The sequence below is a fragment of the Desulfocurvus sp. DL1XJH-121 genome (assembly GCF_054819825.1).
Genome location: NZ_JBTVWW010000016.1, coordinates 58205 through 83321, shown reverse-complemented (window position 1 = coordinate 83321; position 25117 = coordinate 58205). Strand labels below are relative to the sequence as shown.

The window sequence follows — 25117 nt, the reverse complement described above, 5'->3', positions numbered from 1 at the left end:
CACGGTACGCCCGGGAATTCGCCTTACGGTCCCGATTTTCGGGGTGGGTATGGATGTGCGCCGTTGATGTCGGCTGATGAGCTTGGACAATGAGCGGATGAGGGTCGGTATCCGTGGACATTGCCCGATGCGAGGGTTCTTTTCCATGGATTGCCGCATTGCTCGCGCCGCGCCATCAGGGACTCCAAATCCCTCCGCATGATCCGTGCGATGATCCTCAACCCCGGACCGCAGCGCTACTCGCGCTCCGCCCTCCGGGACTCCCCAAGCCCCGGCGCGCTGCCCGGCGAAGCGGCTGTGATGGAAATCAGCGAAGCGAAGCCGGGCTCGTGCGACGGGGCGGCATCACCTGTGCCGCGACACGAGGGGAAGCATCACTGAGAGGGACCGAACAACTGCGACCGCCCAGCGCCCCGGGCGGGTGCGGGAGGCGCAGCGGCTGTGATGGTAATCAGCGAAGCGAAGCCCCCCGTACCCGCATGGGGCGCGACCGCGTCACCTCCCCCTCATTCCCGACAAACCAAAGCCCTACCTGCGAGGAACCGCGGCGGGATGGGAGGGAGGGTACAATTGGTTTTGCACCACGACAAAAAAAGCCCCGCACCACCAACCCGGCGGGCGGGACCACATGCCTTCACACCTCGACAAACACAACCACGACAAACCCCAAAAACCATTTACTCCTGCGCCGACTCAGCCTCCACCAAAACCGGCTCCACCAATCCCAACTCCTCTGGAAACGCCTGCAAACGCATGAGCGACGGCTTGCTCAGGGTCATGCCGCGCGGCAGCAGCACGGTGCCGTCCTTGTTGACCAGGTCCACGGCCATGACCATGCCCGCGTGCAGTTCGGCCACCTTGAGGCCCAGCTGGGAGGCCGGCGTTTCGGGCTTCACCATGTCCAGCATGACCCGCAGCACCTCGGGGTCATACGTTCCGGCCCGCTCGCGCAGCATGGCCTGGATTTCCTCCGGGCTTGCGCCCTCGGCCTCCATCTGGGCCTGGTCCAGGGCCACGTGGATGATGCGCGCCTCCACGGGCTGGCTCTCGTGCAGGGGCATGCGCTGCTGGCGCACGATCTCGGCCACGGGCTCCATCTGGTCGATGTTGGCCAAAAGGTTGGCGGCCACGTGGGGATGCATGCCGAAGACCTGCTGCTCCTCGAGGGTCAGGGTGAGGCCCTTCTCCATTTTTTCCAACAGATCCACGGGCATGCCCACGCAGCCCAGGTGCGACAGGGTCACGGCCAGCTCCAGGCGCCACAGGGGCTTGACGCCCAGGGCCTTGCCCACCTCCATGACCCGCTTCCAGATGCGCCGGGAGAGCTGCATGGCCCCGGGATTGACGAGATGCAGGATGTCCACCAGGGCCTTGACGCTGCCCACCAGGCTCTTGCGCACGGCGCGCTGCTCCTTGATGGACTCGGTGTGGAACTGCACCCCCCGGAACAGGAACCGGGCCAGCTCCACGGGCGGGCAGGGCTTCTTGATGAACAAAAAGGCCCGGGCCGTGTTCAGGGAATTCAGGGCGTCGGTGAACTTGTTGCGGGCGGTGAAGACCATGCGCACGGTGTCCGGGGAGCTCAGGCGCGCGTTGGCCAGGAACACGATGCCGTCCCCGCCGCCCACGTCCAGGTCCGAGATCACCACGGCCACGTCCTTGCGCCGGGCCAGAACGTCGATGGCGGCCTCGTAGGAATCCACGTGCCGCAGGTCGAACTTGCTCACGAACTTGCCGGGCAGGCTCTTGACGTGGGAATCGTCCCTGTCCACGAACAATATGATGGGCGGCATCGCTCTCCCCCGGCCCTATTCGGCCACCACGGCCCGTTCCTTGGGATCCCAGCGGAACACGGGCGCGTCCATGTCCTCGGTGAGCGCCAGGCGCTTGTTGCCCAGGAACACCTCCACTCCGCTGTAGGCCGTCTGGAGCACGTGCACGCGCTTTTCCGCCAGTTCGGCCTCCATCTTCCTGCGCCGCTCCGCCAAGTCGTCGTCCATGGCGCGGATGTCGGCCTGGATCTTGCCCCGGACCTTGATCAGTTCGGCCAGGATGCGGCGGTCCTCCTCGGCGGCGTTCATCAGGGCGCCCAGGGCGTCCTCGGACCCGATGGCCCGGTCCAGGCGCACCAGCCGTTGCGCCAGCAGGTTGCGCTCCTCCATGATCTCCTCGGCCTCGGGGATGGGCACGTCCAGCACGATCACGGTCTTGGAGCGGGCCTCGTTGCCCAGGAGGTTGACCTGCACCCCGTCGCCGCACTCCACCCGGCCGCCGCTGATCATACCCTTGGACCCGGCCGCCATGACCTTGCCCCGGACCTTCACTTCGCAGTGGCTGAGTTCCGCCTCCACAGTCAGGTCGCCGCCCGCGGCCACGCGCGCGTTCTGCATGAACCGCGCGGACACGTTGCCCTTGGCCACGATCCTGGTCTTGCGGTTCATGATCACCCCGCCGCCCACGGCCACGTTGCCCCCGGCGATGAGATCCGCCTCCTCCACGACGTCGTCCACCACAATGTCCCCGGGCGCTTCGACCTTGAAGCCCGAGCGCACGCAGCCCTTGACGTGCACGGCCCCGTGCTTGGAGTGCACGTTGCCCGTGGACATGTCCACGTCGCCGTTGATCTCCAGCACGTTGGACACGGAGAGGGTCTTGCCCTGGAAATGGACGATGCCCGGATGGGCCGCGGTGTAGATGACGCGGCCGTCCTCCTCCGGGGTCTCCATCACTCCCTTGCCCACATGGACCATGGCGGGCTTGGGCTCGGGAGGAGGGATGGATTCGCCGAGGATGTCGTGCCCCGGCATTCCCGGGACCGGCGGCACCAGCACCGCGAGTCGTTCGTCCTCGGTCACGAAATTCAGGCCCCCGCGCTCGCGGAAGTCCATGCTCCCGTCCTCGCGCAGGGTTCCGGCGGCCAGGTGCGGGGAAAACGTCAACTCCAACCTGCCGTCCTCCCCAGGCAAGGGAAACTGCCCCCGGGCCAGGACCAGATCCTGGGGCTTGCCGCTCTTGGCGGCGCGCGCGATGCCCTCAGCGAGCTCCTCCTCGTCCAGTTCGATCTCCTCCAGCCCGGGGGGGATCTCGGCCAGCAGGCGCTCCACGGTCACTTCCCGGCCCGCGCAGTCCACATGGTCCACGGCCAGGGTGAGCAGGGTCTTGTCCCTGGACATGTTCCAGGACGGTTCCACGCACAGGCCCTGGTCGTCGAAACGGACCTTGCCCCAGACCCGGGACGACAGTTCGCGGGTCACGGAATTGAAGGAGCAGCCCGGGGAGCGGTCCGCCAGGGGCGGATACGGCAGGTCGGACTCCGCCATGAGACGGTCGAAATCCTCCTCGGGCACCAGCACGCCGATGACCATTCCCGGAGGAACCGGGCGGCGCAGGTCCAGGCTGGTTCTCACCAATCGCTGCAGGGTTCGGCGGTCGTTCTGCTGCACCACGGCTCCCATTGCCCCTTGCTCCCATGCCCCGCCCGGACGGCGGACGCACGACGCTTTAATAATGGCTTAGCACGGTTACCCACTGATGGGCAACAAGCCAGAAGAATACGGCGAGGGAAAGGATGCGCGGCGGAGGCGAAGAGCCGGTCAGCCCCTGCCGAACAGCCTGGCCTGCAGGTCGGCGATGCTCGTGACCTCGCCGGGATGCAGGAGCGGGGAATAGCCCAGCTGGCGGGCCTGGCGCACGCGCGCCTCGCCCAGGGTCACGGGCCGGATGCGGCCGTTGAGGTCCACCTCGCCCCAGACCACCGCCCTCTCGGGCAGGGGCCGGTCATAGAAGGAGGACAGCACGGCGGCCACGATGCCCGCGTCCAGGGCCGGGTCGGCCAGGCGCATGCCCCCGCCGATCTTGGTGTAGATGTCCACGCCCGAGAGGTTCAGCCTGAGCTTCTTCTCCATCACGGCCAACAGCAGGTGCAGGCGGTTGGCGTCGAAGCCCAGCGCCGTGCGCCGGGGGATGGCCAGCACGGTCTTGGCGGCCAGGGCCTGGACCTCCACGGCGTAGGCCCGCTGGCCGGACACGGCCATGCACAGGGACGCGCCCGAGAGCCCGGGGTCGCGGTCGTACAGGAAAAAGGTCGAGGGGTCCGTGACCACCTCCATGCCGTCGCCGGTCATCTGATAGAGCAGAATCTCGTGGGCCGGGCCGAAGCGGTTCTTCATGACCCTGAGCATGCGGAAGAGGTGCTTGCGGTCGCCCTCCAGGGAGAGCACCGTGTCCACCATGTGCTCCAGGAGCTTGGGCCCGGCGATCTGCCCCTCCTTGGTCACGTGGCCCACCAGCACCAGGGTCGTGCCCGTGCGCTTGGCCAGCTCCACCAGGGCCGTGGACACGGCGCGCACCTGGGACACGCTGCCCGGCAGCCCGTCCACCTCCTCGCTGGCCACGGTCTGCACCGAGTCCAGGATGAGCAGGTCCGGCCGCTGCGGGTCCTCCAGCACGGCCAGGACGTCCTCGGCGCGGGTGGTGGCCATGGCCGTGAGGGACGGGGACAACAGGCCCAGGCGCTCGGCGCGGCCGCGCAGCTGGCCCAGGGACTCCTCGGCGGAGACGTACAGGGCCCCGCGCCCGGTGCGGGCCAGGTTGCCCACCAGCTGCAGCAGGAGCGTGGACTTGCCGATGCCCGGCTCGCCCGCCAGAAGCACGGCTGCCCCGGGCACCAGACCCCGGCCCAGCACGCGGTCCAGGGCCTCTTGGCCGCTGGAATAGCTGGCCGCGCCCTCGAAGGACACACTTTCCAACGGCTCGGGACGGTTCACGGCGCGGGCCGTGGCCGGAACGGATTTGGATTTTGCGGATTTGCCCGCGCCCACGCGGGGCGCGGCCTGCTCGGCCAGGGTGTTCCATTCCCCGCACTGGGGGCATTGGCCCTGCCACTGGTGGCTGCGGGCCCCGCACGCGGAGCAGACGTAGAAGGTGCGGGCCTTCACGGGCCTAGAGGTCCACGTCCCGGGCCGCGACCACGCTGACGTTGAACTCGGCCACGCTGTCCGAAGGATTGAAGAACACGACCATGAAGGGCACGTTCTGCCCGGGCTGGAGATTGACGTTGTTGGCGCCGATGCCCGCCTCGTCGGCCAGGCCCTTCTCGATCTCCTCGCGGGACAGGACCTGGAGCTGGAACAGGGACAGGGTGTTGCCGCACATCAGGCGCACGGTGTCCAGGACCTTGTTCTCGGCGTCGTAGAGGTTGGCCTCCACCTCGACGAGCTCCTTGGGCTTGTCGAACTGGTTCACGGCCTTGCCCTCGACCACGAAGATGCGCCCGGCCTTGTCGTTCTCCACGTAGTACTGGCGGATGCCTTCGAGGTAGATGTTGCGGACCTGCTCGGCCATGGACAGGGGAGCGGTCTTGGCCTTCTCCTCGGCGGCGGGGCCGAGGCCCAGAAGGCCGGGAGCCAGGAAATACACGCCCGCTCCGCCAGTCGCGGCCAGGAGGACCACCACGGCCAGGATGATGCCGACGAGCTTGCCCTTGCCGCCGGACTTCTTCTTGGCGGGCTTGTCCAGGTCCAGGTCCAGGCCGGGGAGGCCTTCGCCCCCGGAGTCGGAACCCCCGGCCAGGGAGTCGTCCTCGTCGTCGTCGGCGTCGGCCAGGGAGAAGGCCTCGTCCAGGGCGCCGCCCAGCTCGTCGTCCTCGTCCTCGTCAATCCCGCCGCCCCCGGGGGCCGGAGACAGGTCCAGGTCCTCGCCGTCCCCGTTGTCGGGAAACACCTCGAAGACGTGCTCGCACACGGAGCACTTGACCTTGCGTCCCGCCTCGGGGACCAGTTCGTCTGGGAGATTGAACGTGCTGGTGCAGCTTGGACATTCGACGATCATAAGACCACTCGCAGTGCCGTGCCGGGCTAGCCGACGATTTCGTATATCCCGGGTAATTCCCGATATTTTTCGGCATAATCCATGCCGTAACCGACGATGAATCCCTTTTCGAGGGTAAACCCGCCAAAGTCAACAGTCAATTGCACTTCGCGACGTTCCGCCTTGTCCACGAGGGCCGCCAGCCGCAGGGATTTCGGGCCCCGCTCCTCGAAGGTGCGCATCAGGAAGTCCATGGAACGGCCGCTGTCCACGATGTCCTCGACGATGAGCACATGCTTGCCCTTGATGCTGGTCTCCAGGTCCTTGGAAAAGACCAGTTCGCCGCTGTCCATTCCCTTGCCGTAGCTGGCCAGGCGCACGAACTCCAACTCCAGGGGCAGGTCCACGGCGCGCACCAGGTCCGCGAAGAACAGGAATCCGCCCTTGAGCACGCAGACCACGGTGAGGGGCTCGCCCTGGTAGGTCGCGGTTATCTCCCGGCCCAACTCGGCCACGCGCCCGGCGATGTCCGCCGCGGAAATGACTTCCACCATCTTATCGGCCATAATACAAAATCCTTTGCATTTTCAGTTCGTTTCCCTCACCAGTCTGCCGCATCTCCCCCAGCCTGTGCCGCAGGCCGTTCAAAAAGAGTGAGATGCGAGGCGCGAGAAAAATGTAAGACCGACGCAGACCACGTACGCGAGGGTTTACATTTTGAAGCAACGAAGCAGATTGCGCTTTTGGGGCGGCCTGCTACAGATCCATGACCATGGCGATCTCATCGCATTCGGGGAATTTGGGACAGTTCAGGCAGTCGGCCCAGACCTTCTGGGGCAGCACGTCCTTGGTGGTCTCCTCGAAGCCCTGCTTAACGAAGAACCCGGGCACGTAGGTCAGGGTGAAGATGCGGTAGATCCCGAGCATCACGGCCTCGGACATGCAGGCCTCCACCAGGCGCGAGCCCCAGTCGTTGCCCTGCAGGTCCGGGGTCACGGCCAGGGAGCGTATCTCGCAGAGGTCGGCCCAGGTGATGGCCAGGGCGCAACAGCCCCTGACCGCCTCCTCCTCCCTGTCCGCCAGGATCATGAAGTCCCGCAGATGCCCGTAAAGGTCGTTCAGGGACCGGGGCAGCAGTTCCTGGCGCCCCGCGCTCTCCATGAGCAGGGAATGGATGCCGCGCACGTCCTGCATGCGGGCCTTGCGGATGTAGAGTTCCATGTCAGCGCCCCTGGAGAAGATCGTTCACGGTGCTTTTCAACTGGGAGGCCCCGACCAGGCCCTCGTGATCCACGGCCAGCTTGCCGTCGGGATCGTAGACCATGAGCCGGGGGATGGAGCCGATGGAGAACAGCCGGACCACGCTTTCCGCCGCGAGGCGCACGGGGTAGTTGAACCCGTTCCCGGCCACGAACTGGGCGTAGGCGGCGGGGTCCTGGTCCACGGACAGGCCCAGGAGCATCATGTCCTCGGCGGGGATGGCGTCGCGCAGGGCCATGAGCTCGCGCCGCTCCATGCGGCACGGCCCGCACCACGAGGCCCAGAAATTGAGCACCATCACCTTGCCCTTGGCGCGCTGCATGACGCGCATCACGTCGTTCACGTCCATGACGCGCGCCGGGGGCACGCCCTCCATCCCGTCGGCGGCCTCCCCTGCCAGGGCCGGAACGGACAGCAACGCGCAGGCCAGCAGCAGGGGCAGGACCCGCAAACAAAACACTCGGTTCATACGATTCCTCAATGATCCTGCCGGATTCTCCGGCCTATTGCACCAGCCGCTTGGCCAGCTTGACACAGCTCACGGCGTCGGCGGAATAGCCGTCCGCGCCGATGTTGTCCGCGAAATCCTGCGAAACCACGGCCCCGCCCACCATGACCCGCACGGGCAGGCCGCGCTCGCGCACCAGGCGCACGGTGTCCTCCATGCGCACCATGGTGGTGGTCATCAGCGCGGACAGGCCGATCAAGTCCGCGCCCTGCTCCTGGGCCGCGTCCACGATGCGCCGGGCCGGGACGTCCTTGCCCAGGTCCGTGACCTCGAAGCCGTTGTTCTCCAGCATCAGGATCACGATGTTCTTGCCGATGTCGTGGATGTCGCCCTCCACCGTGGCCATGATGATCTTCTTGCGCGCCGAGGAGCCGGCCTCCTCTTCCAGGAGCGGCTTCAGATGCGCGAAGGCCGTCTGCATGGTCTCGGCGGACAGAAGCAGCTGGGGCAGGAAATATTCCTTGCGCTCGTACTTGTCGCCCACCTCGGTGATGGCCGGGATGAGCTCGCCGTTCACCAGGTCGAAGGGCGCGGCCCCGGCCTCCAGCTCGGCGTCGATCATGGCGGTGATGGAGTCCTTGGCGCCCTTGATCACCGCCTGGCGCAGCCCGGCGGCCGTAGCGCCGCCCGCGTCGGGAGCGCCTCCGGCGGGAGCAGCGGCCACGCCGCCCCCCGCCCCGGGGGTCCAGTCGGCATAGCCGCCCACGAACCCGGCGGCCTGGGGGTCGCGGGCCAGGAGCACCTCGGAGGCGGCCATGGCCTCGCGCAGGCGCGAGGAGCTCGGGTTGCAGATGAAGGACGACAGGCCAGAGGCCATGCCCATGGTCAAAAACGCGCTGTTCAGCAGGTCGCGCGCGGGCAGGCCGAAGGAAATGTTCGACAGGCCGCAGGTGGTGGCCAGGCCCCACTCGTCGCGACAGTGGCGGATGACCTCCAGGCAGGCCTTGGCCGCCTCGGGCTTGGAGGACACGGTGAGCACCAGGGCGTCCACCAAAATCAGCCGCCTGGGGATGCCCAGGTCCTCGGCCTGGCGCAGCATGCGCTCCACCACGGCCAGGCGCTCGGCCGCGGTGAGCGGCAGCTTGCGCCCCTCCAGGGGCAGGAGGATGAAGGGCGCGCCGTACTGCCTGCACAGGGGCCCCAGGGCCTCCATGCGCCCGGGCTCGCCGCTGATGGAGTTCACCAGGGCCGAGCCGGGATAGGCCTCCAGGGCGGCGCGCACGGCGTCCATGTTGGTGGAGTCCAGGCACAGGGGGGCCTGCACGCGGCTCACCAGGTGGCGCACCAGGGCGGGCAGCAGCTCGGCCTCGTCCACCATGGGCGCGCCCACGTTGACGTCCAGGATGTGGGCGCCCATGGACTCCTGCTCCTGGGCCAGGCGCAGAGCCTCGCCGAAACGCCCGGCCTGCAGGTCCTCGGTGAGGGCCTTCTTGCCCGTGGGGTTGATGCGCTCGCCGATGATCTTGGACCGCCGCCACGGGGACACGCACACGGAGCGCGAGCGCGATGTCACCGCCAGGCACGGGGCCTCGGCGGGCTCGGGCAGGGCCCAGGCGCGCTCGCCCACGGCGGCGCGGGCCGCGCGGATGTGCTCGGGCGTGGTGCCGCAGCAGCCGCCGATGAACTTGGCGCCCAGCTCGGCGAAGGGCAGGACCTGGCGCGCGAAATCCTCGGGCCCCAGGCGGAACACGGTGTTGCCGTCCTCGTCCAGCTCGGGCAGGCCCGCGTTGGGTTCCACCAAAAGCGGCGTGGACAGGCGCGGCATCATGGCCCGCACCACGTCCACCATCTGCTCGGGCCCGGCGCTGCAGTTGGTGGCGATGAGGTCCACGCCCAGGTTCTGCATGGCGTCCACGAAGACCTCGGGTGAAGACCCCGTCAGGCTCACGCCCTTCTCGAACGTCATGGACACGCCCACGGGCAGGTCCGAGACCTCGCGCGCGGCGATGACCACGGCCCGGGCCTCGGCCAGGTCGAACTGGGTCTCGGCCAGGATCAGGTCCACCCCGCCCTCGGCCAGGCCCTTGATCTGGTCCTTGAATATCTGGACCAGATCCCGGAAGCCCAGGTCGCCCAGGGGCTGCACGAAATGGCCGGTGGGGCCGACGCTGCCCGCCACGAAGGCCGCGTCCCCGGCGGCCCGGCGCGCGGCGCGGGCCAGGTCGCGGTTCAGGGCCGCGACGTCGGTGCCCGGGGGCAGCTTGGGGGCCGTGCCGCCGAAGGTGTTGGTGGTCACCACGTCGGCGCCGGCGCGCACGTATTCGCGGTGCACATCCTCCACCACCGGGAGGTTGGCCAGGCCGAACTCCTCGGGGGACTGCCCCGAACGCAGGCCGCGGGCCTGGAGCATGGTGCCCATGCCGCCGTCGAAGAATGCGACCCTGCCGTCGCGCAACAAGCGCAGGAAATCTGCCACGTTCAAAACTCCATCGCATTGGGGGGCGAGAGGCCCCGCTGTCCGCAAACCCTTGTCCCGCAAGCCTTGCACGGTGCTCCCCGGGACCGTGTTCATTACTTAAAATCATTGAAAAGGACAAACAAAAACTATACGCTCGAAACTTGCTCGAAACGGTACCGGACCGATTTTTCGCCGCCCCGCACGGGCCCCCGGGCCCCGTTCGTCCCTGCCGCACACGGCCGGGGGGCGGCCACACGGTCCACCCATCTTCAGAGACCACGGAATTATGACACATACATCCCCCAAAACCCAGGAAACGCACTCCGCCGCCGAAGAGGCCGAACTCCTGCCGCCGGAGCAGGACGCCCCGGATGTTGACGAGGGCATGGACGAGGGCCTGGACGAGGACGACTCCCCGGACGTGGACCTGGAATTCCTGCCCGAGGACGAGGACGCCCCCGAGGACACCTTCGAGCTGATGCCGCGCTCGGATTCCGCGGTGGTGCCGCGCGATCCGCTGCACATCTACCTGCGCGAGATCGGCCGCTTCGCCATGCTCAAGCCCGAGGAGGAGTTCGAGCTCGCCCGCCGCGTGCGCGACGAGAACGACTCCGACGCGGCCTTCCGGCTGGTGTCCTCGCATTTGCGCCTGGTGGTCAAGATCGCCATGGACTTCCAGCGCCGCTGGATGCAAAACGTCCTGGACCTGATCCAGGAGGGCAACGTGGGCCTGATGCGCGCGGTGCAGAAGTTCGACCCGGACAAAGGCATCAAGTTCTCCTACTACGCCGCCTTCTGGATCAAGGCCTACATCCTGAAGTTCATCATGGACAACTGGCGGCTGGTCAAAATCGGCACCACCCAGGCCCAGCGCAAGCTGTTCTACAACCTGAACAAGGAACGCCAGCGCCTGCAGAGCCTCGGCTTCGACCCGGACAACGCCACCGTGGCCAAGAACCTGGGGGTGTCCGAGGACGTGGTGGTGGAGATGGACCAGCGCCTGTCGCGCCAGGACATGTCCCTGAACATGCCCCTGGGCGGCGAGGAAGGCGGCGCCACGCGCATGGACTTCCTGCCCGCCCTGGAGTCGGGCGTCGAGGACACCCTGGCCCAGAACGAAATCGCCGAGACCCTCAAGGAAAACCTGAAGACCATCCTGCCCAGCCTGAACGAGAAGGAGCAGGACATCCTGGAGAACCGCCTGCTTTCCGACTCCCCGGTGACCCTGCGCGAAATCGGCGAGAAATACGGCGTGACCCGCGAGCGGGTGCGCCAGATAGAAGCCCGGCTGCTGCAAAAGCTCAAAGTTCATTTAAGCGAAAACATACAAGATTTCTCCAAAGAGTGGATCAAGAACCATGAGTGATGTACTGCTACGCATGAAACGCGAGGCCAAGGCCCTGCTCGCCGAACACGAGCCCCCGGGATTCTATGACGAATATTCCGAGGAGATCGCCTACGCGCACAGCACCTTCTTCGACCATCCGCTGATCATCCGCCTGCGCGAGGACGTGATCCCCTTCATCTACGACGACTACGGGTTCGGCGTGGACCACTCCAAGAAGGTGGCCATCGACGCCGCGGCCATAGTGCTTCACCAGACGCGCCTCAGGGGCGAGGCCCTGGCCCGGGACTATGCGCTTCTGGCCATGATGGCCGGGCTGCTGCACGACGTCTGCCGCCTGGAGAGCGACCACGCCAAGAGCGCCGCCGAACTGGCGGGCAAGCTCCTGGAAGGCTATCCCCTGGACCACGAGGACCTGGAGCGCATCGCCTTCGCCGTGCGCGACCACGAAAACCCCGCCCCCACGGGCGGCGGCGACGACCACGTGGCCCGGCTCCTGGCCGACGCCCTGTACGACGCGGACAAGTTCCGCTGGGGCCCGGACCACTTCTCCACCACCCTCTGGGAGCTGTGCGAATACAACGAGATCTCGCCCGCGGAGATCGTGGACCGCTTCCCCCAGGGCATCGGCAAGATCATGGAGATCGCCCCGACCTTCCGCACCCCCGAGGGCCGCAAGTACGGGGCCCAGTTCGTGGAGATGGGGCTGGAGCTGGGCGGGGAGCTGCACGGGCTCCTGCGCAGGATCCTTGAGGACGAGACGCGCTAGCGGCGCGGCCAAGCCCCCGCAGCACTCCCAACCGGCCCGGGTCGAGGACCGCGCCGCCAGAGGAATCAATGACCCAGCACACGCCCAGATCCCTGCTCCTGCTCCTGGCCGCCCTGGCCCTGGCCGCCCTGGGCGGCTGCGCCCAGGTCACGGCTCCCCCGCCCGAACCCCGGCCCGCGACCTGGCAGCTCTCGCAACAGGCGGCGACGACCTTCTACTACCTGGCCTACGAGGACGCCCTGCGCCACAAGCGCACGGCCGACGCCCTCACGGCCCTGGACGAGCTGCTCAAGCTGGCCCCCTCCCCCACCATCTACGCCGAGGCCGCGGAGCTCAACTGGCGCGAGAAGCGCATGGGCAAGGCCCGCGCCCTGCTCAAGGAGGGGCTCGAAGCCTACCCCGATTCCCGCGAGCTGGCCGTGACCCTGGCCAACACCTATTATTCCGAAAAGCGCCACGACGACGCGGCGGCCGTGATGCGCGACTACCTCAAGCGCGTGCCCGACGACACCACCGTGCATCAGGACCTGGCGCTGATCTACCTGGACGCCAAGCGCTACGCCGAGGCCCTGGACGCCCTGGGCGCCATCCCCGAGGACCAGCGCACGCCCATGATCCTCTACTACGAGGCCAAGGCCAGCTCCGGCCTGGGCCTGAACCACCAGGCCATCGCCAAGCTCGAAGCCGCCGTGGACCGCGACCCGGAATTCGTGGAGGCCTGGGCCGAACTGGCCTATCTGCACGAGGTGGACAAGGACTACGTGGCCGCGGAAAAGGTCTACACCAAGCTGGTGGAGATGGGCGAAACCGCCACCGAGGTCTGGCTCCGGCTGGTGAACCTGAACATCAAGCTGAACAACCCGGACAAGGCCCTGGCCCTGTACCGCCAGGGCCCCAGCGACCTGGACTTCGCCCTGGAGGCCGCTACCCTGTTCCTGGACGAGAAATTCTTCGACCAGGCCCGGGCCGTGCTGGCCCCCCTGCCCTCGGGGGAGGACGCGCCCCCGCGCATCTGGTTCTACCGCGCGCTGCTGGCCTACGAGGGCGACCAGGACGCGGCCAGGGCCATCGAGTATCTGGAAAAGGTCCCCGTCGACGATCCCCACTTCCACCGGGCGGTGCGCTTCCGCATCCACCTGCTCATCGACGCCGAACGCCAGGACGAGGCCCGGGCCCTGATCCGCACGCAGCAGAAGGCCTTTCCCGACGAGCCGGACTACTGGCTCCTGGAGTCCTCCCTGGCCCAGAACCTGGGCGAACTGCCCGAGGCGCGCCGCATCCTGGAACAGGCCGTGGACAAGTGGCCCGAGGACACGGAGCTGCTCTACGCCCTGGGCGTGATCCTGGACAAGATGAACCTGCGCGACCAGGGCATCGCCGTGATGGAGCGCATCATCACCCTGGACCCGGAGCACGCCGACGCCCTGAACTACGTGGGCTACCTCTTGGCGGACAACATGCGCGACCTGGACCGGGCCCAGGTGCTCATCGCCAAGGCCCTGGAGGTGGAGCCGGACAACGGCTACATCATCGATTCCCTGGCCTGGCTGCATTTCCGCCGTGGCCGGCTGGACCAAGCCTGGGAGGAGATCAGGCGCGCGGTGGAGCGGGTGGCCGACGACCCGACCATCTGGGAGCACTACGGGGACATCGCCAAGGCCCTGGGCAAGGCGGACAAGGCCGCCGAGGGCTACCGCAACAGCCTGGAAGTGAACCCCGAGAACCAGTCCGCGCAGGATAAGCTGGACAGCCTATGAGTTCCGGCGCGCCGCGATCCCCGTTCGCCACGGCCCTCGCGGCCCCGGTCCTGGCGGTCCTTATCCTGGCCGCCCTTCTCGGGGCCTGCGCCCACGCCCCCCAGGGGCCCGGGGCCGACCCCGGCGCCCTGTGGAAGGCCTTTTCGGAGCGCCGCGCCGGGGCCGGGGGCGAAGTGGGCATCCTGGCCGCGGCCAGCCTGCACTATTCCGGCCCCGACGCCAGCCACCGCATGACCCTGCGCCTGTGGGGCGCGCCCGGCGCGGCCCTGCGCCTGGACCTGAACACGGGCCTGGGCTCCACCGTGGCCATGCTGCGCGAGGAGCCCGGGGACTGGCTGGGCTACTTCCCCTCGGACAACGCGGCCTACACCAGCCGGAACCCCCTGTTCGGCCAGCGCGTGCTGGGCATGGACCTGCCGTTTACCCTGCGCGACCTGGCCGGGCTGGTCACGGGAACCTACGCGGGCTTCGCCCCGGACGGCTACCGGGCCGCCGCGGCCCTGCCCGACGGCGGCGTGCGCTACGCCCTGGAGCCCGGCTCGGCCGTGACCGCGATGACACTGGACGCCGAGGGCAGACCGGTGGTATTCGCAGGGCGTCTGCGCGGCCGAACCTGGACCATGGTCCTGTCCGGACACGCGGAAACCGGGGCCGCCGCCCCGGAAAAAATCGACATCTCCCTGAAACCAGACGTACGCGCAATCGTGCGGGTCAAGCGCCTGGAACGGCGCCCAAGCCCCTGGCCCGGCGCGGCCCTGGACCTGCCGCTGCCACCGGGGACCACGGTCACGCCCCTGGACGAGGACGGCGGGCCCAAGAGAGGATGACATGCCTGAGACCAACAACGGCGACGCCCACGAGCCCCTGACCGGGGGCGGGCTGCTCGCGACCCTGAAGACCGGGCTTTCGGTCCTCTGGGCGGAGCTGAAATGGACCCTGACCAAGAGCATCAGGGAATACGAGACCCGCCAGATGCGGCGCAGGCTGGAGCGCGAATACGCGACCCTGGGCCGCATCGCCAGGAAGCGCATGGACGCTGCCGAGGCCGACGCCCCGTCGCGCGACGGCGAGGCCGGGCTGGTGCTCTCGCAGATCGAATTTCTGGAACGGGAGCTGGACTTCCTGGACAAGGAAGGCAGCCGCACCCGGTCCGAGGACCTGGAGCGCCGCAGGCGCGACCTGGGCCTGGACCAAGACCAATAAGACTCCCGGAGGCATCCATGCCCGCCAAGCGAGTGGCCGTGGGCTCTGACCACGCAGGCTTCACCCTCAAGCAGACCCTCATCCAGCACCTCGAATCCCGGGGCTTCGAACCCGTGGACGTGGGCGTCATGGACACCACGAGCTGCGACTACCCGGTCGTCGCCCAGAAGCTCTGTTCCGTGGTCCTGGACCAGGACATCATCGGGGTGCTGGTCTGCGGCACGGGCATCGGCATGTCCATCGCCGCCAACCGCTTCCCCGGCATCCGCGCGGCCGTGTGCGCCAACGGCTTCCAGTGCGAGATGACGCGCCGCCACAACGACTGCAACGTGCTCTGCCTGGGCGAGCGCGTCACCGGGGCCGGGGCCGCCCTCTCCATCCTTGACATCTTCCTGGATACGGAGTTCGAAGGCGGTCGCCACGCGCGCCGCGTGGACCTCATGGACAAGAACCTCTAACGCGCACCTTCAAGGAACGCTCATCATGCTCAGCGAACGCAACGCCGAACTGGACGCCAAGGCCGTCAACGTCATCAAGGCCCTGGTCATGGATTCCACCCGCAAGGCCAACTCCGGGCACCCCGGCGGCCCCATGTCCTCGGCGGACATGGCCTACATCCTGTTCAAGGACTACCTGCGCTTCGCCCCCGGGGACGCGGGCTGGTTCGACCGCGACCGCTTCGTGCTCTCCGCCGGGCACGAGTCCTCGCTGCTCTACGGCCTGCTCCATTTCTGCGATTTTCTGGGCATCGACGACCTGAAGGCTTTCCGCCAGTGGGGCAGCCGCACCCCCGGGCACCCCGAATGCGACATGGCCCCCGGCGTGGAGGCCACCACCGGCCCCCTGGGCCAGGGCTTCGCCATGAGCGTGGGCATGGCCGTGGCCGAGACCATGCTCGGCGAGCGCCTGGGCGCCGACGCCTGCGACCATTACACCTACGCCCTGGCGTCCGACGGCGACATCCAGGAGCCCGTGGCCCTGGGCGCGGCCGCCCTGGCCGGTAAATGGGGCCTGGGCAAGCTCATCGTGCTCTACGACTCCAACGACATCCAGCTGGCCGGGCCCACGTCGCGCTGCGACTGCCTGGACCACGCCAAGCTTTTCGAGGCCATGTGCTGGCAGGTCCTGACCATCGACGGCCACGACCACGAGGCCATCCGCGACGCCCTGGACAAGGCCCGCGCCGAGACCTCCCGCCCCACCCTGATCATCGGCAAGACCGTGATGGCCAAGGGCGCGGCGACCCTGGAGGGCGACTACAACACCCACGGAGCGCCCCTGTCCCCCGAGGAGATCGCGGCCACCAAGACCAAGATGGGGCTCGATCCCGAGGCCCAGTTCCAGGTGCCCGAGGACGTGCTGACCCATTTCCGCTCCCGCTTCGGCCATCTGGAGGCCGAGGCCGGCAAGTGGAAGCGCAAGCTGGTGGCCAGGCTGGACGAGGACGCCGACTTCGCCGCCCTGTGGGAGGCCGTGACCGCCAAGCGCAAGGACCTCGCCCTGGCCATGCCCGAGTTCACCCCGGGCGAGTCCGTGGCCACGCGCAAGGCCTGGGGCACGGTGCTGAACGAGATCATGCACCAGCTGCCGCTTCTGGCGGGCGGGTCCGCAGACCTGGACCCCTCCAACCAGACCGTGAAATTCCGCGAGACCGTGGGCGTGTACTGCCCGGACAACCGCAAGGGCCGCAACCTGTCCTTCGGCGTGCGCGAGTTCCCCATGGGCGCCATCCTCAACGGCATGGCCCTGCACGGCGGGGTGGTCCCCTTCGGCGCGACGTTCCTGGTCTTCTCGGACTACGAGCGCAACGCCCTGCGCATGAGCGCCCTGCAGAAGCTGCCCGTCTTGCACGTGTTCACTCATGATTCCTTCTACGTAGGCGAGGACGGCCCCACCCACCAGCCCATCGAGCACGTCAGCTCGCTGAGGCTGATCCCCAACATGCTGGTGATGCGCCCGGCCGACGCCTGCGAGACCGCCGCCTGCCTGCGGATCGCCCTGACCCAGGAGGAGCGGCCCACGTGCCTCTGCCTCACCCGCCAGGGCCTGCCCGTGCTGGACGCCGCCCAGGTGGGCGACGGCCCGGAGCGCGGCGGCTACGTGCTCTCCGACTGCGAGGGCGAGGCCGAGATCGTGTTCCTGGCCTCGGGCTCCGAGGTCTCCCTGTGCATGGCCGCCGCCGCGAAGCTCAGCGGCAAGCGCGTGCGCGTGGTCAGCGTGCCGAGCATGGAGCTCTTCGACGAGCAGCCCGCCGCCTACCGCGCCGAGGTCATCCCGGCCGGGGCCCTGAAGGTGGCCGTGGAGGCCGGACGCGGGGACCTCTGGTACAAGTACGTGGGCACCGACGGGCTGGTGCACTCCATGCAGGGCTTCGGCGCGTCCGCGCCGGGCAAGATTCTCGAAGAACAATACGGATTCACCCCCGATCACCTCGCAGGGCTGGTGCGCGAGCGCCTGGCATAGCCCACATACACTTCAAGGAGCACCACAGTGGAAGCAGATGAACGCAGCCTGATTGAAGCGCCGGACAGAAATCTGGCCCTGGACTTGGTCCGGGTCACGGAGGCGGCGGCCCTGAGCTCCGCCCGCTGGCTGGGCAAGGGCAACAAGGAGGAAGGGGACCGCGCGGCCGTGGACGCCATGCGCCTGTCCTTCAACGCCCTGGACATCGACGGCACCGTGATCATCGGGGAGGGGGAGAAGGACGAGGCCCCCATGCTCTTCAACGGCGAGCGCCTGGGCACCGGCGATGGCCCCAAGGTGGACGTGGCCGTGGACCCCGTGGAGGGCACCAACCTGCTGGCCTTCGGCCGCCCCAACGCCATCTCCGTGGTGGGCGTGGCCCCGGCCGGAACCATGTACGACCCGGGCCCGAGCTTCTACATGGAGAAGCTGGTGGTGCCCGCGGCGGCCAAGGACGTGGTGCACCTGGACGCGCCGGTGAAGGAAAACCTGACGCGCATCGCCAAGGCCCTGGACAAGGACGTGGACGACCTGGTGGTCTTCGTGCTGGACAAGCCCCGCCACAAGACCCTCATCGAGGAGATCCGCAGGGCCGGGGCGCGCATCGAGCTGCACACCGACGGCGACGTGGCCGGCTCGCTGATGGCCGTTGACCCGCGCTCCAACGTGGACGTGATGATGGGCACGGGCGGCACCCCCGAGGGCGTGCTCTCGGCCTGCGCCATCCGGGCCATGGGCGGCGAGATGCTGGCCCGCCTGGACCCCCGCTCCAAGGCCGAGGAAGGCGCGCTCATGGACGCCGGCAAGGACGTGCGCGAAATCCTCACGGTCAAGGCCCTGGTCAAGACCGACGACGTGTATTTCGCGGCCACGGGCATCTCCGGCGGCACGTTCCTCTCGGGCGTGCGCTACACCGGCCCCGGCGCGGTGACCCACTCCCTGGTCATGCGCGGCAAGACCGGCTGCACCCGCTTCGTGGAGGCCCACCACACCTTCGAAAAACTGATGCGCTTCTCCAGCGTGAAGTACGACTAGGCCCCAGGCATCAAGTTTCCCAAAACGCCCCCAAGCACCAGTGCTTGCGGGCGTTTTTATTTCCGGACGACCGCAGTTCGGTTCCGGGCGTATTTCCGGAGCCAAACCGCATTTTCCATGGGACAAGCCCCCTTTTGCCGTGTATGTATACAATGATCAATATAGTAGACACGACAAAAGGAGGGGAAAACCATGCGCAAAGACAGGACAAAAACCATTCTACTGTTGGCGGTCGTGGCCATGCTGCTGGCGGGGTGCAGCCACAAGGCCATGGTCACGTCCTTCCAGGACATCACCTCGGAATCCAAACGCCAGGGCTGGTTCTACGGGCGGCAGTACTCCTCGGTCTCCATCCCGGGGTTCAACGCCGCCTACGAACCCGGAAGGCTCTACAGCTACAACCCGGCCCGGGGCCCGCTGACGGCCACGGGCATCGCCCCGGGGGAACAAAGCCTCATCATCAGCAAAACCGTGCAGGGGTCGGACGACGAAAACGCCATAATAGCCATCAAGACCCAGCTCGAAACCGTCAAGCAGCTCACGGAAGAAGTGGTTCAGGCGCGCATCGACATGCTCAAGAACGACATCAACGCCAAGGCGGGGTCGGGCACGACCATATTCAACAACGTGGACGCCAACGCGGCCACGGCCTACTCCACGAAGCTCGGCCAACTGAAGGCCGCCGAAACGACGCTGAACAACCAAGTGAACAAGAACGGAATAATGATCTTCAGGTGGGCCTACGGCACGGTGGCCGACGAGTCCACGGACGTGGCCGAAATACTCAAGACCAACAACGAGGCCGGGGCCCAGTCCTCGGGCTACGCCATCATCAACGGCCTGCGCGTCTCGACCCTGTACGTGGGCACGGACATCCTGAAGCAATGGAACGAGGTCCGTGACATCGGCTTCTGGAGGGCCTGGCCGCAGATCGTGACCACGGTGGCCCAGACGCGGCAGATCGCCTATACCAGCGAGCTGGACCTGGAGCAGGTCTTCGCCGCGGAACTGAATCTCGATTACGAAACCGTGGAAAACGTGGCCGCCAACTGGAAAACGGAACTCTCCGTGGTCATCAAGACCTACGCGGCCCGTTTCGAGAAATGCGCCAACACCGGACTGATCGGCAAGGAGGTCATCACCCAGCGCGAGGTGGACTGGGGACAGCGGCAGACGACGCAGGAAACCGCGCTCCCGGCCCACCTCCAGGAATGGTCCACGTTCTACCAGACCAGCACCAGCCTGAAGGCGCTGAAAAAGACCATGGGTGGGGACCATCCGTACAAGGACGGATGAGCCCCGCGAACACGGCAGGCAAAAGGCCCGCGCGCCACTCGGCGCGCGGGCCCTTTGCATCACAAGAAACGGACGGAAAACCATCCCGCAGGCCGTTCAGAAGGTGTGAGATGCGAGGAAGCGGAAAAATCCGGGGCGCGTGGTGTATTACACATACATAAGCGGTCCGGATTTTTACGCTGACGAAGCAGATTGCACCTTATGGACGGCCTGCTAGAAGGTGACGACCTCGTAGCCCTTGTCCATATACCCGCCCATGGCCGGGTGGCCGCCCATCTCGCCGATGAGGGCGAAGCCCTCGGCCTCGACGGCCTCGGCCACGCCCAGCTTGCGGGAGCAGGCCTTGCACGCCCCGTCCACCACGCCGGACTCCTTGAGCTTCTCGTACAGCCCGTTGAAGGGGCTGCCCGGGTCGGCCAGCTCGGGGATGAGCTTCACGGACTGGCCCTCGAACACCAGGCGCACGTCGTAGCCGCGCTGCTTCATGTCCAGGGCGTTGAGCATCACGTGCACGAAGCACAGGACCTCGCCGTTGAAAGGATAGAGGACCACCTTTTTCATGCTTTCCTCCCTGCTCAAATGAACGAACGCAACACCTCGTCCAGGGCGTCCAGGTCCGTGTCCGCGGCGGCCAGGGGACCGGCCGCCAGTTGCGGCAGGCGATCCTCCAGGCAGGGGCGGTCGTTGGTGTAGATCACGCCCACGGGGATCTCGTCCCCAAAGCGCGCGGCCGTTTCCAGGGCCCGGGTCCAGTCCGTGGGGTCGTAGCCCTCGGGCAGGGGCCGCACGCGCTCCTTGTACCAGGCGAAGGTGTTGACCTTGTTGAAGGACACGCAGGGCTGCAGGATGTCGATGAGGGCGAAGCCCTTGTGCCGCATGCCCGCCGCGATCATCCGCGCCAGATGCTCCGCGTCCCCGGCAAAGGAGCGGGCCACGAAGGAGCACTTCATGGCCACGGCCGTGAGCACGGGGTTGAAGGGCTCGGCCGTGACGCCTGCGGGCTGGGTCTTGGTGACCTGGCCCTCCATGGTGGTGGGGCTGGCTTGCCCCTTGGTCAGGCCGTATATCTGGTTGTCATGGGCCAGGAGCGTGAGGTTCACGTTGCGCCTGACCGCCGCCAGGAAGTGGTTGCCGCCCTCGCCGTAGGTGCAGCCGTCCCCGGAGGAGACCAGCACGGGCAGCTCGTGGTTGGCCAGGCGGCAGGCCTGGGCCACCGGCAATGCGCGGCCATGCAGCCCGTTAAAGGCGTTGCAGCGGATGTAGTGCGGGGCCTTGGCCGCCTGGCCGATGCCCGACACGTACAGGAATCCGTGGGGAGCGATATCCTGCTCCGCCAGGGCCTGGCGCAGGGCCTGCATGATGCCGAAGTTGCCGCAGCCCGGGCACCAGGAGGTGGCGAACTCGCCGTATTCCTTGATCTCGATCATTTTTGTCCCTCCCCCGTCGCGAATCCTTTCTCCCCCAGGGCCGCGACGATCCATTCCGGCGTGAAGGGCCTGCCGTCGTATTTGAGCACCATGCCGTGGACCTCGGCGCCTTCCTGGCGCAGGAGGCGGGCGAACTGCCCCGTGGAGTTGCCCTCCACCACGACCACCGCGCCCGCGGCCTCGAGCCGGGGCAGAAACTGGTCGGCCTTGAGGGGCCAGACCTGGCTGAAGTGCAGGGAAGCCGCGTCCACGCCGCGCGCGCGCAGGTCCTCGGCGGCCTCCTCGGCCGCGCCCCGGGTGGAGCCCCAGGAGACCAGCAGCAGCTCCGGGGCCTCGCCGCCCTCGTAGCTGGGGGCGACGACCTCCTGCCACAGGCCGCAGCCCTTGCGCAGGCGCTTGTCCTGCATGGCCGTGCGCACGTCCCTGTCTTCGGTGATGTGGCCGTCGGGGGTATGCTCGTGGGAGTCCCCCAGCACCAGATCCCGGGAGAAGCCCGGAATCACGCGCGGTGACACGCCGCTGTCCGTCACGGCGTAGCGCTGGTACGCGCCCTCCCCGTCCCAGGCCTTGAGGGGCCCGGCCACGGGGGGCAGGGCCCGGGCGTCCAGGGGCTCCACCGCCCTCCAGGAGTCGGCCAAGAACTGGTCCGAAAGCACGAACACCGGGCTCTGCCAGCGTTCGGCCAGATCAAAGGCCCGGTGGGCCAGCTCGAAGGCCTCGGCCGGGGTCCCGGGGGCCAGCACCGCGCGGGGGAACTCTCCGTGCCCGGCGTAGAGCACCAGATCCAGGTCCGCCTGTTCCGTGCGCGTGGGCAGGCCCGTGGCCGGTCCCGGCCGCATGGCAACCACGCAGACCAGGGGCGTCTCGGACACCCCCGCGAGGCTCACGCCTTCGGTCATCAGGGCCAGGCCGCCCCCGGATGTGGGCACCAGGGACTTCGCCCCGGAAAACGACGCGCCAATGGCCATGTTCACGGCCGCGATCTCGTCCTCGGCCTGCTCCACCACCACGCCCATGGACCGGCCGTGGGTGATGAGGTTCTGGGCCACGGAGGTGGCCGGAGTCATGGGATAGAAGGAGCAGAACCGCACGCCCGCGGCCAGGGCACCCAAGGCGATGGCCTCGTTGCCGCCGAGCATCATGCGCGGGCCGCGCTCCGGGGCCGGGGCCAGGGGCTCGAAGCCCAGGCCCTGCTCGGCCACCCAGGCGTAGGCCGCGTCCAGCACCTCGTGGTTTGCGCGCACCACGTCCTGGCCCTTTTTGCCGAAGGTCTCGGCCAGCAGCCCGGCCGGGACGTCGCGGTCCAGGCCCAGCACCGAGGCCAGGACCCCGAGGGCGGCCACGTTCTGGAAGATGGGCGTGGGCGCAAGGTCCGCGAAGGGAATGGACAGCCCCGGGCGGCCCTTGGCGTCCAGCGCCGGATCCGCGAAGACCAGGCCGCCTTCGGCCAGATCGTCCAGGTGCAGGTCAATGCTCTCCTGGTTCAGGGCCGCCAGGATGTCCATGGCCTCGCGCGGGGCGCGCACGTTCCCCGTCGAGACCCGGACGATGAAGGTGTTGTGCCCGCCGCGCACGCGGGACATGTAGTCCTGGCGGACCACGATGTCGTAGCCAGCGCGCACCAGACTCTTGGAAAGAAGGCGGCCCACAGTGGCCAGCCCCTGGCCCGCCGCGCCGCCGATCATGATGCTCACGGATCGTTCGGCCATGCTTCCTCCTTGCCGCCAAGGCGACTTTGGGCGCCCCGGGGGGCTATGGTGAGGCTATTGCGCCGGGGTGGGCGGCGTGAACACGCGCGTGGCCATCTCCTTGTCCAGCATGTACAGGCCGGAGCCGTCCTTGGAGACCATGCGCAGCTTGTCCAGGGCGTCGCCCACGTTGTCCTCCTCCTCCACCTGCTCCTCCACGAACCACTGCAGGAAGATGCCGGCGGCGTGGTCGCGCTCGTCCAGGGCCAGGCTCATGAGGTCGTTGATGCGCGCGGTCACGGACCGCTCGTGCTCCAGGGTGTGCTCCAGCACGGCCAGGGGGCTCTTCCACTCGTTCTCGGGCTTGTCCACGGCGAGCAGCTCCACGCGGCCGCCGCGATCCAGCACGTAGTCGTAGAACTTCACGGCGTGGGACAACTCCTCTTGGGCCTGCACGCGCATCCACTGGGCGAACCCGGGCAGCCCCTGGTCCGCGAACCAGGCGGACATGGACAGGTACAAATAGCCGGAATACATCTCCCACTTGATCTGCTCGTTGATGGCCTTTTCCATTTTCTTGCCAATCATGGCTTCCTCCGATTGCGAACGGGTTGCTCGGCGGACGCGCCGCCGCCTGTGTACCTGGATTCGCGGCCCCGGGACAACTCCCCCGCCGGGCCGCACCCGTATAAGATACATCGCGTCCGCGAATGCGCAAGCCCCCAATCCGCGCCTGAAACGAAACAATTTCGTCATCTCCTTGTGAAGTCCTTCCCGCGGCTTGCCCCCGCCGGGGAAATGAGGCACAAGAAGGACCGTTCTTCCATCCATGGCTCGCAACAGGGGGAAAGAAGCGATGCTCGAGGCACCGGTCCGGTTCGGGGATTCCCGCCAGGAGGAGACCCGCATGGCCTGCAAGAAATGCAACGGCAGCTTGCGCGTGATCCGCAGCTGCCGTGAGGTCACCGTGTTCTGCAACCGCTGCGGCGGACGCTTCCGCCTGGAGGAATACAAGGACTATCTGGACGCCATCGAGGACTTCATGGGCAACGTGCCCTGCGACCGCGTCTGATCCCTTCCCGGCCCGTTTCCCGGGCCCCGGAATTCCGAACATCCCGGATTTCCAGACGATCCACCCTACCCAGCCCTCTCCGGGGGCCGGTTCCCTTTGCCATGTCCCAAGCAAGGTAAAGGATTCCGGCGAACCGTCCGATAGGACCGTAAGCACGATGCAGCCATCGCACCGGCGACCAACCCCGGAGGGAGCGAGACGATGAAAATTATGACGATCCGCGCGGCGGCCCTGGCCTTGTGCGCAGCCCTGGCCGCGGGCTCCGCCTGGTGCGCGGACGCTAACCCGCTGGACGCCCAGGCCCGGGTCCTGGCCGACCACAACGCCCAGTCCGTGGGCGGCCCCGGTCCCTTCGACCCCGGGGCCGGAACCGTGGCCCAGGACATGGGCACCTTCCACGTGGACGGCAAGGCCTACGACGTGTACGGCGACGCCCTGGTCCACGCCGGGGCCCTGGTGCCCGACGGCAAGGGCGACTACGTGTGGATCGGCTCGGACAAGCCCATCACCCGCCCCTCCCCCGAGGTGGCCGGGGCCCGCGAACTGCGCCTCAAGATCCGCGAGCTCGCGTCCCAGCTTTTCGAGGCCGGCAGGGACACCCTGGCCGGGGGCGTGGCCATGCCCGCCTCCTTCGTGAACCAGGACGACTTCGACGCCTCCTCCTCCTTCGGCCGCTACATCGCGGAGCAACTGTTCTACGAACTGAACCAGCTGGACGTGCCCGTGCGCGAATACCGCACCATGCCGCGCATCATGACCCGCGCCCGTGACGGCGAGTTCGCCCTGAGCCGGCGCATGGAGGAGGCCTCCCAGACGCCCACGGCCGGGCTGGTGCTCACGGGGACCTATTATTTCGACAAGCACAACGTGTTCGTGAACGCGCGCCTGTACCGTCCCGGGGACGGCATGGTCCTGCGCACGGCCAACCTGGTCTTCGCCCAGACCCCGGTGACCTGGACCATGCTCAAGCGCGGCGGCGGCATCCGCCTGCGCCAGGCGGAGATGGAGGTCAAGTCCCTGGCCAAGCTCAAGGACGAGACCAGCCTTGAATTCATGCTCGAGCAGGAAGACCTGCATTGAGGGGGGAA

The 25117-nt window shown here is 67.6% G+C and carries 23 protein-coding genes; 11 read left to right on the top strand and 12 right to left on the bottom strand.

Going from position 1 to position 25117, the window contains the following annotated elements:
• Positions 1-677: 677 nt before the first annotated feature.
• The 8 genes from ACYYG1_RS12000 to ACYYG1_RS11965 form a co-directional block, all read right to left on the bottom strand.
• A complete protein-coding gene (locus ACYYG1_RS12000; protein ID WP_461210553.1) occupies positions 678-1793 on the bottom strand; it encodes an HD domain-containing phosphohydrolase in 1116 nt (371 codons plus the stop codon).
• A gap of 15 nt (positions 1794-1808) precedes the next feature.
• Entirely contained in the window at positions 1809-3455 is a 1647-nt protein-coding gene (locus ACYYG1_RS11995; RefSeq protein WP_461210552.1) for a flagellar assembly protein A, read from the bottom strand.
• 138 nt (positions 3456-3593) lie between these two features.
• Positions 3594-4937 (bottom strand): DNA repair protein RadA, encoded by a 1344-nt coding sequence (gene radA / locus ACYYG1_RS11990; protein WP_461210551.1) that lies wholly within the window; start codon positions 4935-4937, stop codon positions 3594-3596.
• A gap of 4 nt (positions 4938-4941) precedes the next feature.
• The gene (locus ACYYG1_RS11985) at positions 4942-5829 is read right to left on the bottom strand and encodes a DUF3426 domain-containing protein (protein WP_461210550.1); all 888 of its coding nucleotides are present in this window, start codon (positions 5827-5829) and stop codon (positions 4942-4944) included.
• Between the two features lie 26 nt (positions 5830-5855).
• The gene (gene hpt, locus ACYYG1_RS11980) at positions 5856-6374 is read right to left on the bottom strand and encodes a hypoxanthine phosphoribosyltransferase (RefSeq protein ID WP_461210549.1); all 519 of its coding nucleotides are present in this window, start codon (positions 6372-6374) and stop codon (positions 5856-5858) included.
• Positions 6375-6564: 190 nt separating this feature from the next.
• Positions 6565-7029 (bottom strand): N-acetyltransferase, encoded by a 465-nt coding sequence (locus ACYYG1_RS11975; protein WP_461210548.1) that lies wholly within the window; start codon positions 7027-7029, stop codon positions 6565-6567.
• 1 nt (position 7030) lies between these two features.
• Entirely contained in the window at positions 7031-7537 is a 507-nt protein-coding gene (locus ACYYG1_RS11970) for a TlpA family protein disulfide reductase (RefSeq protein WP_461210547.1), read from the bottom strand.
• Between the two features lie 34 nt (positions 7538-7571).
• Positions 7572-9992 carry a homocysteine S-methyltransferase family protein gene (locus ACYYG1_RS11965; RefSeq protein ID WP_461210546.1) on the bottom strand — a complete coding sequence of 807 codons (2421 nt, stop codon included), beginning with the start codon at positions 9990-9992 and terminating at the stop codon, positions 7572-7574.
• A gap of 268 nt (positions 9993-10260) precedes the next feature.
• Here ACYYG1_RS11965 and ACYYG1_RS11960 point away from each other — a divergent pair, with 268 nt between their 5' ends.
• The 9 genes from ACYYG1_RS11960 to ACYYG1_RS11920 all read left to right on the top strand — a co-directional run bounded on the left by ACYYG1_RS11960 (position 10261) and on the right by ACYYG1_RS11920 (position 19842).
• Entirely contained in the window at positions 10261-11340 is a 1080-nt protein-coding gene (locus ACYYG1_RS11960; protein ID WP_461210545.1) for a sigma-70 family RNA polymerase sigma factor, read from the top strand.
• Positions 11333-12088: an HD domain-containing protein gene (locus tag ACYYG1_RS11955; protein ID WP_461210544.1), complete on the top strand. Its 756-nt coding sequence runs from the start codon at positions 11333-11335 to the stop codon at positions 12086-12088. Before ACYYG1_RS11960 ends, ACYYG1_RS11955 begins: the two co-directional genes overlap by 8 nt.
• Before the next feature lie 68 nt (positions 12089-12156).
• The gene (locus tag ACYYG1_RS11950; RefSeq protein ID WP_461210543.1) at positions 12157-13845 is read left to right on the top strand and encodes a tetratricopeptide repeat protein; all 1689 of its coding nucleotides are present in this window, start codon (positions 12157-12159) and stop codon (positions 13843-13845) included.
• On the top strand, positions 13842-14672 hold the full coding sequence (locus ACYYG1_RS11945; RefSeq protein ID WP_461210542.1) for a LolA-like protein: 831 nt from the start codon (positions 13842-13844) through the stop codon (positions 14670-14672). Before ACYYG1_RS11950 ends, ACYYG1_RS11945 begins: the two co-directional genes overlap by 4 nt.
• Before the next feature lies 1 nt (position 14673).
• Positions 14674-15048 carry a hypothetical protein gene (locus ACYYG1_RS11940; RefSeq protein WP_461210541.1) on the top strand — a complete coding sequence of 125 codons (375 nt, stop codon included), beginning with the start codon at positions 14674-14676 and terminating at the stop codon, positions 15046-15048.
• Between the two features lie 17 nt (positions 15049-15065).
• On the top strand, positions 15066-15506 hold the full coding sequence (rpiB, locus tag ACYYG1_RS11935; protein ID WP_461210540.1) for a ribose 5-phosphate isomerase B: 441 nt from the start codon (positions 15066-15068) through the stop codon (positions 15504-15506).
• Positions 15507-15531: 25 nt separating this feature from the next.
• Complete coding sequence (gene tkt, locus ACYYG1_RS11930) at positions 15532-17511, top strand: transketolase (RefSeq protein ID WP_461210539.1); 1980 nt, start codon at positions 15532-15534, stop codon at positions 17509-17511.
• A gap of 51 nt (positions 17512-17562) precedes the next feature.
• Positions 17563-18546, top strand: a complete 984-nt coding sequence (gene glpX / locus ACYYG1_RS11925; protein WP_461210555.1) for a class II fructose-bisphosphatase — start codon at positions 17563-17565, stop codon at positions 18544-18546.
• Positions 18547-18738: 192 nt separating this feature from the next.
• A complete protein-coding gene (locus ACYYG1_RS11920) occupies positions 18739-19842 on the top strand; it encodes a hypothetical protein (protein ID WP_461210538.1) in 1104 nt (367 codons plus the stop codon).
• A 213-nt stretch (positions 19843-20055) separates the two neighbouring features.
• Here ACYYG1_RS11920 and ACYYG1_RS11915 read toward each other — a convergent pair whose 3' ends face one another.
• Genes ACYYG1_RS11915 through ACYYG1_RS11900 form a run of 4 tightly spaced genes read right to left on the bottom strand, consistent with a single transcriptional unit; the run spans position 20056 to position 23545 of the window.
• Positions 20056-20403 (bottom strand): DsrE family protein, encoded by a 348-nt coding sequence (locus tag ACYYG1_RS11915; RefSeq protein WP_461210537.1) that lies wholly within the window; start codon positions 20401-20403, stop codon positions 20056-20058.
• A gap of 14 nt (positions 20404-20417) precedes the next feature.
• Complete coding sequence (locus tag ACYYG1_RS11910) at positions 20418-21269, bottom strand: thiamine pyrophosphate-dependent enzyme (RefSeq protein ID WP_461210536.1); 852 nt, start codon at positions 21267-21269, stop codon at positions 20418-20420.
• Positions 21266-22978, bottom strand: a complete 1713-nt coding sequence (locus tag ACYYG1_RS11905) for a 2-oxoacid:acceptor oxidoreductase subunit alpha (RefSeq protein WP_461210535.1) — start codon at positions 22976-22978, stop codon at positions 21266-21268. Before ACYYG1_RS11905 ends, ACYYG1_RS11910 begins: the two co-directional genes overlap by 4 nt.
• A 54-nt stretch (positions 22979-23032) precedes the next feature.
• Positions 23033-23545, bottom strand: coding sequence for a ferritin (locus ACYYG1_RS11900; RefSeq protein WP_461210534.1), 513 nt, complete (start codon positions 23543-23545; stop codon positions 23033-23035).
• 268 nt (positions 23546-23813) lie between these two features.
• Between ACYYG1_RS11900 and ACYYG1_RS11895 the strand changes: the two genes are divergently transcribed.
• Both ACYYG1_RS11895 and ACYYG1_RS11890 read left to right on the top strand, forming a co-directional pair.
• Positions 23814-24029 carry a dual CXXC motif small (seleno)protein gene (locus ACYYG1_RS11895; protein WP_461210533.1) on the top strand — a complete coding sequence of 72 codons (216 nt, stop codon included), beginning with the start codon at positions 23814-23816 and terminating at the stop codon, positions 24027-24029.
• A gap of 201 nt (positions 24030-24230) precedes the next feature.
• Positions 24231-25109 (top strand): FlgO family outer membrane protein, encoded by an 879-nt coding sequence (locus tag ACYYG1_RS11890; protein ID WP_461210532.1) that lies wholly within the window; start codon positions 24231-24233, stop codon positions 25107-25109.
• Positions 25110-25117: the final 8 nt, after the last annotated feature.

Bases quoted from the DNA above. Each gene is read 5' to 3' on its own strand.
- ACYYG1_RS12000 (WP_461210553.1), bottom strand. From the start codon at position 1,793: ATGCCGCCCATCATATTGTTCGTGGACAGGGACGATTCCCACGTCAAG.
- ACYYG1_RS11995 (WP_461210552.1), bottom strand. From the start codon at position 3,455: ATGGGAGCCGTGGTGCAGCAGAACGACCGCCGAACCCTGCAGCGATTG.
- ACYYG1_RS11985 (WP_461210550.1), bottom strand. From the start codon at position 5,829: ATGATCGTCGAATGTCCAAGCTGCACCAGCACGTTCAATCTCCCAGAC.
- hpt (WP_461210549.1), bottom strand. From the start codon at position 6,374: ATGGCCGATAAGATGGTGGAAGTCATTTCCGCGGCGGACATCGCCGGG.
- ACYYG1_RS11975 (WP_461210548.1), bottom strand. From the start codon at position 7,029: ATGGAACTCTACATCCGCAAGGCCCGCATGCAGGACGTGCGCGGCATC.
- ACYYG1_RS11970 (WP_461210547.1), bottom strand. From the start codon at position 7,537: ATGAACCGAGTGTTTTGTTTGCGGGTCCTGCCCCTGCTGCTGGCCTGC.
- ACYYG1_RS11960 (WP_461210545.1), top strand. From the start codon at position 10,261: ATGACACATACATCCCCCAAAACCCAGGAAACGCACTCCGCCGCCGAA.
- ACYYG1_RS11955 (WP_461210544.1), top strand. From the start codon at position 11,333: ATGAGTGATGTACTGCTACGCATGAAACGCGAGGCCAAGGCCCTGCTC.
- ACYYG1_RS11950 (WP_461210543.1), top strand. From the start codon at position 12,157: ATGACCCAGCACACGCCCAGATCCCTGCTCCTGCTCCTGGCCGCCCTG.
- ACYYG1_RS11945 (WP_461210542.1), top strand. From the start codon at position 13,842: ATGAGTTCCGGCGCGCCGCGATCCCCGTTCGCCACGGCCCTCGCGGCC.
- ACYYG1_RS11940 (WP_461210541.1), top strand. From the start codon at position 14,674: ATGCCTGAGACCAACAACGGCGACGCCCACGAGCCCCTGACCGGGGGC.
- rpiB (WP_461210540.1), top strand. From the start codon at position 15,066: ATGCCCGCCAAGCGAGTGGCCGTGGGCTCTGACCACGCAGGCTTCACC.
- tkt (WP_461210539.1), top strand. From the start codon at position 15,532: ATGCTCAGCGAACGCAACGCCGAACTGGACGCCAAGGCCGTCAACGTC.
- ACYYG1_RS11920 (WP_461210538.1), top strand. From the start codon at position 18,739: ATGCGCAAAGACAGGACAAAAACCATTCTACTGTTGGCGGTCGTGGCC.
- ACYYG1_RS11915 (WP_461210537.1), bottom strand. From the start codon at position 20,403: ATGAAAAAGGTGGTCCTCTATCCTTTCAACGGCGAGGTCCTGTGCTTC.
- ACYYG1_RS11910 (WP_461210536.1), bottom strand. From the start codon at position 21,269: ATGATCGAGATCAAGGAATACGGCGAGTTCGCCACCTCCTGGTGCCCG.
- ACYYG1_RS11905 (WP_461210535.1), bottom strand. From the start codon at position 22,978: ATGGCCGAACGATCCGTGAGCATCATGATCGGCGGCGCGGCGGGCCAG.
- ACYYG1_RS11900 (WP_461210534.1), bottom strand. From the start codon at position 23,545: ATGATTGGCAAGAAAATGGAAAAGGCCATCAACGAGCAGATCAAGTGG.
- ACYYG1_RS11895 (WP_461210533.1), top strand. From the start codon at position 23,814: ATGCTCGAGGCACCGGTCCGGTTCGGGGATTCCCGCCAGGAGGAGACC.
- ACYYG1_RS11890 (WP_461210532.1), top strand. From the start codon at position 24,231: ATGAAAATTATGACGATCCGCGCGGCGGCCCTGGCCTTGTGCGCAGCC.